This is a genomic window from Rickettsia sp. TH2014 (assembly GCF_019249195.1).
Taxonomy (GTDB): Bacteria; Pseudomonadota; Alphaproteobacteria; order Rickettsiales; family Rickettsiaceae; genus Rickettsia; species Rickettsia felis.
Genome location: NZ_MXAX01000153.1, coordinates 1 through 11,656 on the forward strand (window position 1 = coordinate 1; position 11,656 = coordinate 11,656).

Consider the following 11,656-nt stretch of genomic DNA (forward strand, 5'->3'; position numbering starts at 1 on the left):
TTTTTTGATTTAGATTCATCTCTAATCCTCCATTNNNTATTATCTTAATTTTACTAAATGTAAGATTAAATCTCAACTATTACAACTCATAGGCTATCTGCTCTAAAAATCTCATTATGTTTTTAAAGTGATTATTAGCTTCTGTTTTATTCTTATATTTATGCTGGGTTTTTGCTAGATGCCTATTATTAAGCCAATTTATTATTTCACTATATAAACGACTTATATTAAAATCTTCATTACTATTTTTTGAAATTTATCCCTTATATCTTTATCGTTCCAAACCAAACATATTAATGCAGTATTGATAGGAACTACGCATATTTCTTTTATTTAGCTGTGAGTATCCAAAAAGCTTGTTAATTGTGTTCCCAGCTCTTTATCATACTCAAAATTTTTATTTACATATTGCCTTATTCCCTCTGTATCCCAGCCTGTATTTTCTACTTTCCGCTCAAACCTGTTACTCATTTCTTCTATAACCGCATTAGGTCTAGAAGTCATTATTACGTTGTTATATTCTAATATTTTATCTATTAACTTTTTAAATTCATCTCGAATATTTAAATGTGCTACTTCGTCATATCCGTCAAGTAATAACAACATCTTATCTTTATTTTGGATATCCATTATTTCCTTAACGCTTAAGGTACTTTCGCTACCGCCTAAACAATAATGGATAAAACAATTAAGCTTACTTTGAGATAAATTATTAATATCAAAATGCCCACTATAACCGTCTTTCCAACTTTCATTTAATAGCTCTTTTAACTTAACTCTAAAAACATAATCAAACTTATCGTTCCATAAATTTCCTTTTCCCCATTTATAAGATAGATAATGCATTAACGTAGTTTTACCTATTCCTGCACTACCAAGTAACAATACTTTACTTATACCTGCTTGGATTCTATTTATTGATTCAGCTATATTTTTTATCTCTGATTCACTTTTATTAGTTAGATTCCTGCGAAGTATCGCAAACTTATTTTCCTCATTTGTTTCTCCCTCTAGTGACTTAACTATATTATCAATCTCATCATCCTTATTATGTAGCTCTTTCTTATTAAGCAACTCCTTTATTTTCTTTTTCGTATCCACAGCTTTAAAGATATTCTCTATTTCTACCGATTTCTTTTCTCCGACCACTTTATCACGTAATGCTGCTTTGCCTGCTTCATCATCTTCACTCAGTAATATCTGTAATTTTACTTAATATTCCTCTAAAGACTGAGCTTTGATTTTCTCATCTTCTATTAGCTTTGGTAAAGTATTGTGAGAACTATATAAGGTTCTTAACTTGTCAGTTAATGATTTTGAAGTAGAAGGCTTCATATTTTTACTTAATGGTAGAAAATATATTTTATTAGAAAACCTAATTAGATTAAAACAATTATAGGTGTGAGTTTAAGAATTTAAATTTGTTTAAGCAATTTAAAATTGATTAACCAAAATAATCTATTTTTTTATTTATTGCAACTAATAATGATCGAGTTGCAATAATTATTATGGGATTAGAGCTAAGTAAAATTTTACAAAGAAAATAATTTTAATTAGAGGTAGTATTAGAGTTCAATATTATATATAAGTTTGTTGATAAAAAATGATTTATTTACTAATATCTATATTTCCATAAATAATATTAGTTTTATATGCTACTGCTACTTCCTGAAATAACTTTGACTTTAATAGCACTTTTAGGGCAGTTTTTTGCCGTAATTATACCAAATAAAAATAGAATTATTTCTAATATCGTTATTTTATTATGTATATTATCAATTTTTCTTACCTTTAAGTACTCAAGCTATGAAGGGGCATGGTACTCATTTGCTACCGGAATAAATATCGGTATTAGTAAAAGTATAGTACTGCTATTCACTATTATATCCATGATTATATACTGTGATTACTCTATTCTTGTTGCTGAGGAATTAAAGTTTGAATTTATCACTTTAATATTATTATCGGCCGTAGGTATTTTTGTTGCAATTTCGTCACGGAATTTTCTATTATTATTCTGCGGTATGGAGCTTACTGCTTTAACTTCATATGCACTTGCAGGATTCAAATTAAATGATATTAAATCATCGGAGGGTGCTTTAAAATATTTTATCTTAGGTAGTCTGGTTAGTTGTTTATCATTATTCGGGATTTCTTTTATATATGGATTCGGTGGAAGCCTACAATTTGAGGATATCTTATATAAACTAAATAATAATTCTGGGATGAATTTTGGTTTAATAATCGGTATTGTATTATTTTTAAGTAGTATTTTCTTCAAACTTTCAAGTACTCCTCTTCATTTTTGGGTTCCTGACGTATATGAAGGATCACCGATTAGTGCGGTTACTTATTTCACCGCTGCCTCAAAAATAGGTATGGTTATTGTTTTATTAAATATTAGCAAATTAATTATAGGTAATTACTATCCTATTAATTATAATTTAATAAAAATAATTGCTATATTATCTATGCTGTTTGGAGCTTTTGGAGCCATTCGTCAAACTTCTCTGAAAAGATTAATGGCTTATAGTACTATTTTAAATATCGGTTATGTATTAATCGGCGTTCTTCTGCATAATCAAGAAGGGTATAAAGCAGCTTTACTATATATTCTAATATATGCGGTAGGGAGTATAGGATTTTTTACTTGCTTAATTATGCTACTCGGTAAAGATGCCGATAAAGCTAGTTTTAAAACTATACAAGGAATTGCAGAGAACCATAAAACTATAGCTGCCGTAATTAGCATAGTTATGTTCTCGATGATCGGAATTCCTCCTCTCACAGGATTTTTCAGTAAATATTACCTTTTTTACCAAGCAATTAATCAAGAAGAATTCGTATTAGCTTATTGTGGTATTTTTACCAGCGTAGTTGCTGCTTTTTATTATCTTAAAGTAGTAAAAGCCATGTATTTTTCTAAAAAGATTGAGATAATTAAGCTTCCTATGCAATATGGGCTTTTACTGATTAATTACTTAGTTGTAGGCTTCTTGTTGCTCGGTTCATTTATTATCTCGTTTTAGCCGGTGTAGACTTTTTATTAACAACATTAGCCGAAGTAATTTTTGTAGGCTTCATAACCTTGTCTTTTAGATTCTTTATATGTTTTAGATCTTCTTCATCTAATTTTAATAAATCTTGGTCTTTCTGTTTAGCTTTTCTACCTAAACCTAATTGACTTGGAGTAACACTAACAATATCATCCGTTCCGACTTCTTTCTTGAATTTTTCTAGAGCGTCTACATATTCTCTATTTGTGTCTATATTTGTCTTTACAGATTTTTGTTTTGGTTCTTTCTTTATTTTATCAGAAGAATCAGCTAAATTTCTTTCATCTTTAATATCTTCATTTAAACTTTTTATTGTCTTTATTAAATGTTTTTTCGCACTATCCCTAATACCGAGTATTTCTAAAATTCTTGCAAAACTAGTAGTGATTTTATTTCTTAATTTAAGTTTTTGTCCTCCTTTTTTTCTTTCTTCATAATTAAGAATTTTCTCAAAATAATCAGGAGATTCTTTCATTAATGTTTTTAATCCTTGCGCTTTCACTTTGTAATAAGGAAAACTATATTTTTTAGAAATTAGGCTATTTACTTTAATTTCTAAGCCGTATTCCTTTAAGGATTCTTGTCTTTTTTTCATTGTATCTATTAAACTAGCCTTAATTTCTTCAGGCGTTATTTCTTTAGATTTTTTATTATTAAATTTCTTTGGCATTGCTTGTTTTGCAAATTCTGCAATTGCTTCATTACTATAATATTTAGTTAATTCATCAAAACTTTTATCAATAGTTTTGCTTAAATCAATTTTAGAAACTGCAAGTAAGCTATCGGCAAAATTAGGATTTTTTGTTCTTAAATTAGAAGGAAATTCTCTAAAATGGTTAGTAGGACCGAATCCCGGCAAATGTTTGGCTCTTGAATGCGGATATATATTATTTGTTAAATTATCAAAACTACCGGCAAAATCAATTCTTACTAATTTAGGTAAAGTTTTTGGATTTTTTTGATCTCTGATAACTCCTATATTTCCAACATGTATATCAAAATCGCCTATCAATAAACTTGCCGGCATAATGTTTTCAAAGTTCTGATACTTAATTTCCTTAAAAGCATTTTCTAAGGTTCTAAATAATTTATTTCTAGCCCCCATAAAAAGCGGTCTACCGCCGTCCTTTCTAAACCAAGAACTCGGTTTAGTTTTAGCAGACATATGTTTATCCATGTCCACATACATATCACTACTATAATTCTCAAAAAATTCAGATTTGACGTATATTTGTGAATCAACGGCCTTAGATTTATTAAAATCATCAGGAGCAATTAAATTAACCTTTGCTCCATTTCCGGGACTTATAGCTTCAAAAATTTGGGATCCTAAAAACTCGGCTATATTTTTTGAGCTTGAAGCCTCTTTTTTTATCATCGCTGTAATTTTACCGTCTGAGCTTTGATATACTCCGCCATGCTCTCCTGCTTCATTAGCTCCGCCTCCTTTAGGTTTTAAAAAATTCCAGCCTTTAAATACTGATTGCTTATTGTGAGTCATCCTCGCCTCTTTATAATGATTTATATAAAATTGATAATTTTGATATAATTATAAAACATATTATTTATTTTATATCAAGGATTGAAGCCGTTTTCTACTTAATTTTATTGTTCCCCAACATTTCAGCTACTTCAAGAGCAGCATAGGTAAATATACCGGTTGCACCGGCACGTTTAAAACTAATTAATGACTCCATCAAAGCTTTCTCCCAATCAATTGCCTCTGCTTCTGCTGCAAATTTTAACATTGCATATTCTCCGCTAACCTGATATGCAAAAATTTTAGCATTAAAATTATTCGCCGCTTCACGAATAACATCCAAAAACATCATACTGGGCTTCACCATAACCATATCGGCTCCCTCTGCTATATCATGCTCAATCTCAAGCATTGCTTCCTTAATATTACGTACATCCATTTGATAGCTTGATTTATCTAAATAATTCTTTTTATTACTCTTAACAGCATCACGAAACGGACCGTAAAAGCTTGAAGCATATTTAGCGGCATAAGCAAGAATTCCAACATTTATAAATCCCTCTTTGTCAAGATATTCCCTTATAGCCCCGATTCTTCCATCCATCATATCGGAAGGTGCAACAATATCTACTCCGGCTTTTGCTAGCACTAATGCTTGATTACATAAAGCTCTTAATGATCTATCATTATCAACTTCCCCATGATGTACAATACCGTCATGACCGCTTGTAGTGTAAGGATCAAGTGCTACATCGCATATTATACCAATATCGATATTAGCGTTTTTGATGCTTCTAATAGTTCTACATATTAAATTATCTAAATTATAAGCCTCATCGGCATTTTCACTTTTTAGACTTTGATCAATGCTAGGAAATAATGCAATAGCATTAATACCAAGTCCTACTGCTTTTTTTGCCGTCTCCACTACCTGATCGATCGATAAGCGATATATACCGGGCATAGTCTTAATTTCTGGTCTTTCATTATGTCTTTCAACAACAAATAAAGGTAACACTAAATCATTAACCGATAAGCTACTTTCGGCTATTAATTCTCTAAGCCAAAAAGCTTTTCTATTTCTTCTAAGTCTAATAAGGGGGTACATAAAATTCACATCTCATTTTAGTTAATAACTTGGATTCTAATATATAAAATATATAACCTAATTATCTTATAGTCAAAATATTGCATTACAAAAAGAAATTTTACTTGCAATTTATAAAAAATTTAAGCAAACTAACGAAGATAAAAATATGGTTTAATTATGTAAAGAAATATAGGAGCTTAATATGGCACAAGATAATATTCCAAAAACAGTAAAAGATAGAATAAAAGAGTGGGAAAACAAAACAAATATGTCAGATACCCCACCAAAAAATACAAAGCCGGCTGCTCCTCCAAAACCTACTCCTGAGAAAATAAAGACATGGAACGAGGAACATAAAAAACAGACTGACTTAACTACGCATTCCCAAGCACTTGATATATTTGTCGATACCACATCTCCACAAGTGGAAACCCAAAAGCCTATTATTTTTTCAAAACCCGCTCCGGAACGAACAAAAGTACCGGAAGAAACACCTAAAAAACAATCTAATTTAACCGTACAAGAAAAAATAGAGAAATTTTTTAAAAATCATAATATTGATACCAAAGATGCTTTTATTCCGGAATTTAGTCGCTATATAGAATTAAGCAATTCTATGGCAGGAAAGCGTCTTGATGTTACTGTTAAAGCTTATGAACAATCATTAGGACGACTAATAAATCAAGTAGAAGTACCTCAAAAAGAGTTTGTTTCTTTTATAGAAGATGAGCTAATAAAGAATCATCCACACAAAGATAAATTTGAGAAAATCAATCAACATTATAAATTACCTGAGCCACCTAAATTACCTGATATAATTGATAATCTTAGAGAATTAGTAAACAATGATGATATAATAGGCCATTTAAAACAAAGTAGCAAACACATTGAATTTAAAGAAAAAGTAAATAACCTTATTCAAATTTATGATGATAATAAACATAATCCAGCTGCTATAACTAAAGTTGAAGCAAAACTGAAAGAGGTAGGTAAATGGTGTGAAGAAACTACAAAAATGGATAATAATCCTATTTGGAAAAATATTGGTAATTTTATAAAATATTCATTTACCGGAGATAAAGCTAAAGCTGCTTTTTATAAAGACGCTATAAAAAATTCTACTCAAAATACTAAAAAAGCTATAGCAGAAATACAAAAATCTCTTACTAATCCTTCTCCTCATTCATCTAATGTTCCACCGTCGAAGAATAAAGGAGAAAGGTATAGAAGCTAATAAAAACTTTTAGGATCGATATCTATTTTTAGATGGCAAAAAGAAGGAATTTTTATAAGGCTTAGCCAAAATTTTAAATATTTCTGCAAATTAAATTTCTTATCGGCTATAACAAGTATCCGGTAACGATATTTACCGGCAAGCTTTGACATTAATGAGCTTGCCGGTCCTAAAATTTTCACGTTTGCTTTTGGTGCAATTCGGACCATAGCTCTAGCAATCTCTAAAATTTTAGACTCATTGGAACCTGATAAAATTACCGATGCCGTTTTGGAAAATGGAGGCATATCTGCTGATTTTCTTATTTCAAGTTCATTTGCAAAAAAACTATCTTCATCGCCGGCTTTAATATAACTAAAAATTATATTATCAGGATAATAGCTTTGTAAATATACTACACCTTTACCATCTCCCCTACCCGCTCTACCGCCTACTTGATGTAGTAGCTGAAAAGTTCGCTCAGATGCTCTAAGATCGGCGTTATTACTCCCAAGATCGGCATCTATTACTCCAACTAAAGTAAGATTTGGAAAATGATAGCCTTTTGTTATTATTTGTGTGCCTATTAAAATATCAATTTCTAGATTTTCCATTTGTTGTAGAAGTTGTACTATTTTTTCCGGACTTTTAGCATGATCTTTACTTATCACCGCAATTTTACTCTCAGAAAAAAGTGCCTTTGCTTCTTCCTCTATTCTTTCTATTCCTGGACCACAGATAGTTAATGTTTCATCCTCTAGACATTCAGGACAAGAACTAAAAATTTTACTTTGATAACCGCAATGGTGACATTCAAGTTTTTTAGTTGCTTTATGTACCACCATCCAAGAAGAGCAGAATTTACAGGCAAATCTGTGGCCGCAAGCTTTGCAGAGCATGAGCGGTGCATAGCCTCGCCTGTTAAGAAATAATAATACTTGCTTTTTATTATCTAAATTATCTTTGATAGCTTCTATAAGAATCTTGGATAAATAGGAATTCTTAGATAGCTTTTCTTTAGTCATATCGATTATTTCTATATTCGGCAAACCGACATTTTTGTATCTATTAACCAATGTAACCAATTGATATTTACCTATTTCTATATTATACATCGTTTCAATAGACGGCGTTGCCGAACACAAAACAATTTGTGCTTTATCAAATGTACCTCTTACGATAGCCGTATCCCGAGCATTATATAATATACCGTCATCTTGTTTATAGGAATCGTCATGCTCTTCATCTATAACCACCAAACCGAGATTTTTAAAAGGTAAAAATAAACTACTTCTAGCCCCAATTACTACTTTAACATTATCGCTTAATATACCTCTTAAAATCATTTTCTTTTGAGCTTTGGTAACGCTTGAGTTCCATATGATAGGCTCAAAACCGAATCGCTCTGTAAAACGATTAATAATTTGTGTACTTAAAGCAATTTCAGGCAACATCACAAGCACTTGTTTGCCTTTTGCTAAGTAGTCTGCTATTAGATGAAAATATATTTCCGTTTTACCTGACCCCGTAACACCTTTAATAATCACAGGCTTACGGCTTTCATTTAAGACTGTTACTACCCTATTCTGCTCTTCTGACAAATCAGGTAGCACAAAGTTATTATTTACTTTCTGCTCTTTAACTTTAATCGGTTTTTCAGCAATATCTATAGGTAATACTAACTTGGCTACGCTCCCAAGTTCTGACATATAGTAACCGCTCATCCATTTAATCAGCTCTAAAACTTCTGAAGTAATATTTAAATTTAATGGTACTTTTTCTTTTACGGTTTTTAGCTTTTTTGCTTCAGGAGTGGTAGCAAATTCCCATACTATACCGGTTAATTCCTTATTTCTAAAAGGCACTATGACAAGATCACCGATATTTAGCTCCAAATCTTCTGGTATTAAATAGTCTAAAGGGAATAATTTTGCTGCCGGTAATAATATTTTTGCTATTCGCATATATAATGTATTTTAAATTTTTTTTATTATATACTAAACTGATAAATTATAGAAACCTAGATGAATAAAGATAAAAAAATTATTATAGCAATTTCCGGAGCATCAGGTGCTATATATGGTATTCGTTTGCTTGAAGTACTAAAAGAACAAAATATCGAAACTCATTTAGTTATTTCAGAGGGAGCAGCTCTTACTATAAAGCTCGAAACTAGATATTCTATAGATGAAGTTAAGTTTCTAGCTGATTATTGCTACGACGATAAAGATTTAGGCGCTAGCATTTCAAGCGGTTCTTTTAAAACTTTGGGAATGATAATAGCTCCTTGTAGTATGAAGACCTTAGCAAGTATTGCTCACTCAATGGAAGATAGTTTAATTAGTAGAGCAGCAGGTGTTGTACTTAAAGATAGACGAAAACTTATTTTAATGACCCGTGAGACTCCGCTACATATCGGACATTTAGAAAATATGTTAAAAGTAGCGAATTACGGCGGTATCATAGCACCGCCCGTACCGGCTTTTTATAATAATCCTAAAGCAATAGATGATATAGTGAATCATTCTATTACTAGAGTTTTAGATTTTTTTGATATTGAAACTAATTTAATTAAACGTTGGGGGAGTGTTTAATTAAAAATTAGTTCTAAATATAATAATAGTACTACAATCATTTTTAATATAGAATATAATTGTAGGTTAATCTTAATGATTGCGGTATCCATATGGTAAATAGTGCTAAAATAGCTAAAGATGGTAGAGTCTCTATACCGGCTGCTTATAGGAAACAATTACATTTAAAAGAAGGGGATAAAGTAGTATTTACTCTTAAAGAAAATGAGGTGGTAATTTCTCCATTAAGTTTTGTATTAAAAAAAGTCCATACTAATATCAATAAATACTACTCTTCGGAAGAAAGTTTAGTAGATAAATTGATCGCTGAACGTAGAAATGAAGCAAAAAATGAATAATGTAATATTTGATGCGTCAACCTTATTGGCTCTAATAAAGAATGAAAGCGTTAATATAGAATTAAAAAAATTATTAGGAAATGTATCCATGTCTTCCTTTAATGTGTCTGAAGTAGCCGGAATTTTATTAGAATCTGGAATGTCATATCAAGAATGTAAGGATTATATAAAGCCATTTGTAAATTCTATTGTACCTTTTGATGAGAAACAATCTTTTCTTGCTGCAACTATAAAAAACAAACTAGACATTTCGGCTTATCGCTTGGAGATCGTGCTTGTATTACACTAGGGTTAATTACCGGCTATCCTATATACACGATAGATAAAGCATGGGCTAATGTGCAATTAAATTGTAAAATTATACTTATTCGTTAAGTAATAAATAAAATGACAAATATACTAACTGATGATGAAGATAATTTACCTACAAGGGTTTTACCTTCAAATGTTCAAGCAGAACAAATGCTACTTGGAGCGATTTTAACTAATAATGAATTACTTAGTTATGTATCGGAATTTTTGCGTAGTGAACATTTTTTCGAACCTATTCATCAAAAAATCTATAACGCAATTGAAAAAATTACCGAAAAAGGTTTGATAGCTACACCTATTACTTTACGTAGTATGTTAACTCAAGATGAACTATTTCAAGAAATAGAAGGAGCGGAATATTTAGCAAAATTGATAACTATGTCAATGATGGTAATAAATCCGGTTGATTACGGTAAAATAATATATGATTTAGCAATAAAGCGTAATTTAATCAATATCGGTGAAGAAGTAGTAAACGACGCTTATAACTCCTCATTAGAGATTGAAGCAAGAGAACAGATTGAACATGCCGAGGCTAAACTTTACGATTTAGCTAGCGAAGGCCTAAATGAAAAGAGTTTTACCAGAATCGGTATTCCTATTTCGGAATCCCTTGCTAGCATCAATAGAGCTATGAAAAATAACGATCACGTAATCGGTATATCTACAGGTTTACTTGATCTAGATAATAAATTATTCGGCTTTCATAATTCCGATCTTTTAATTCTCGCAGGACGTCCATCGATGGGTAAAACAGCATTTGCTATAAATCTTGCACTTAACGCCTGTAATAATATGCGTCTTAAAAATATTAGGGATAATCAGGAAATTCAGTCGGTAGGTTTTTTCTCTTTAGAAATGTCCTCAGAACAGCTAACCACACGTCTACTTTCAATGTGTGCAGAAATTGATTCTACTTCTCTTCGTACGGGGATTCTAGGTGAAGAAAAATATAACCGTCTTCGCAAAGAAGCAAATACTTTATCGGAATTACAATTTTTTATCGATGATACCCCTGCTCTATCTATTTCTGCTATAAGAACAAGAGCGAGAAGAATGAAACGTAAGCATAATCTTGGTATATTATTTATCGATTATTTGCAGTTAATTAGAGGAGCGAGTAAGTCCGAAAATAGAGTTAGTGAAATTTCAGAGATTACACAAGGCTTAAAAGCAATAGCAAAAGAGTTAAATATTCCGGTTATAGCCTTATCTCAGCTTTCACGAGCGGTAGAACTACGTGAGGACAAAAAGCCTATGCTATCTGATCTGCGAGAATCAGGAACCATAGAACAGGATGCGGATATAGTAATGTTTATTTACCGTGAAGAATATTATCTAACTAGAAAAGAACCGGCAGCAGGTGACGCTAAACATGCTGAATGGTTAGACAAGCTCAACAAAGTATATAATGTCGCTGATATCATTGTTGCAAAACACCGTAACGGACCGGTTGGAAATGTTTCGCTTTATTATGATAGTCAATTTTCTAAATTTGGTAATTTGGAGAAAAGAACTTTTAATTCTAATTAAATTAGAATTACTGGTCATGCCTCCATATTGCAGTTACGCC

General features: G+C 31.1%; 11 protein-coding genes. 6 read left to right on the top strand and 5 right to left on the bottom strand.

The window, feature by feature from the left end; all coding sequences use genetic code 11:
- Positions 1-333 precede the first annotated feature (333 nt).
- Both KYQ89_RS02890 and KYQ89_RS02895 read right to left on the bottom strand, forming a co-directional pair.
- Positions 334-1,149, bottom strand: a complete 816-nt coding sequence (locus KYQ89_RS02890) for an NACHT domain-containing protein (RefSeq protein WP_371920394.1) — start codon at positions 1,147-1,149, stop codon at positions 334-336.
- Positions 1,150-1,212: 63 nt separating this feature from the next.
- Positions 1,213-1,335, bottom strand: coding sequence for an NTPase (locus KYQ89_RS02895; RefSeq protein ID WP_218460328.1), 123 nt, complete (start codon positions 1,333-1,335; stop codon positions 1,213-1,215).
- A 317-nt stretch (positions 1,336-1,652) separates the two neighbouring features.
- On the opposite strand from KYQ89_RS02895, the gene nuoN reads away from it, so the two are divergent.
- The gene (gene nuoN, locus KYQ89_RS02900; RefSeq protein ID WP_218460329.1) at positions 1,653-3,029 is read left to right on the top strand and encodes an NADH-quinone oxidoreductase subunit NuoN; all 1,377 of its coding nucleotides are present in this window, start codon (positions 1,653-1,655) and stop codon (positions 3,027-3,029) included.
- Here the strand turns inward: nuoN and KYQ89_RS02905 are convergent.
- Positions 3,016-4,557 (bottom strand): hypothetical protein, encoded by a 1,542-nt coding sequence (locus tag KYQ89_RS02905; protein ID WP_218460330.1) that lies wholly within the window; start codon positions 4,555-4,557, stop codon positions 3,016-3,018. The two genes, nuoN and KYQ89_RS02905, sit on opposite strands and share 14 nt — an antisense overlap.
- 94 nt (positions 4,558-4,651) lie before the next feature.
- Positions 4,652-5,644 (bottom strand): porphobilinogen synthase, encoded by a 993-nt coding sequence (gene hemB / locus KYQ89_RS02910; protein ID WP_218460331.1) that lies wholly within the window; start codon positions 5,642-5,644, stop codon positions 4,652-4,654.
- 184 nt (positions 5,645-5,828) lie between these two features.
- Between hemB and KYQ89_RS02915 the strand changes: the two genes are divergently transcribed.
- Positions 5,829-6,860 carry a hypothetical protein gene (locus KYQ89_RS02915; protein ID WP_218460332.1) on the top strand — a complete coding sequence of 344 codons (1,032 nt, stop codon included), beginning with the start codon at positions 5,829-5,831 and terminating at the stop codon, positions 6,858-6,860.
- Here the strand turns inward: KYQ89_RS02915 and KYQ89_RS02920 are convergent.
- Positions 6,857-8,803, bottom strand: coding sequence for a primosomal protein N' (locus KYQ89_RS02920; protein ID WP_218460333.1), 1,947 nt, complete (start codon positions 8,801-8,803; stop codon positions 6,857-6,859). The genes KYQ89_RS02915 and KYQ89_RS02920 overlap by 4 nt on opposite strands.
- 60 nt (positions 8,804-8,863) lie before the next feature.
- On the opposite strand from KYQ89_RS02920, the gene KYQ89_RS02925 reads away from it, so the two are divergent.
- The 4 genes from KYQ89_RS02925 (at position 8,864) to KYQ89_RS02940 (ending at position 11,616) form a co-directional block, all read left to right on the top strand.
- Positions 8,864-9,433 carry a UbiX family flavin prenyltransferase gene (locus tag KYQ89_RS02925; protein WP_218460334.1) on the top strand — a complete coding sequence of 190 codons (570 nt, stop codon included), beginning with the start codon at positions 8,864-8,866 and terminating at the stop codon, positions 9,431-9,433.
- A 92-nt stretch (positions 9,434-9,525) separates the two neighbouring features.
- Positions 9,526-9,771 (top strand): AbrB/MazE/SpoVT family DNA-binding domain-containing protein, encoded by a 246-nt coding sequence (locus tag KYQ89_RS02930; protein WP_218460335.1) that lies wholly within the window; start codon positions 9,526-9,528, stop codon positions 9,769-9,771.
- Positions 9,764-10,060, top strand: coding sequence for a hypothetical protein (locus tag KYQ89_RS02935; protein WP_371920395.1), 297 nt, complete (start codon positions 9,764-9,766; stop codon positions 10,058-10,060). Before KYQ89_RS02930 ends, KYQ89_RS02935 begins: the two co-directional genes overlap by 8 nt.
- Before the next feature lie 98 nt (positions 10,061-10,158).
- A complete protein-coding gene (locus KYQ89_RS02940) occupies positions 10,159-11,616 on the top strand; it encodes a replicative DNA helicase (RefSeq protein WP_218460336.1) in 1,458 nt (485 codons plus the stop codon).
- The last annotated feature ends 40 nt before the right edge of the window (positions 11,617-11,656 follow it).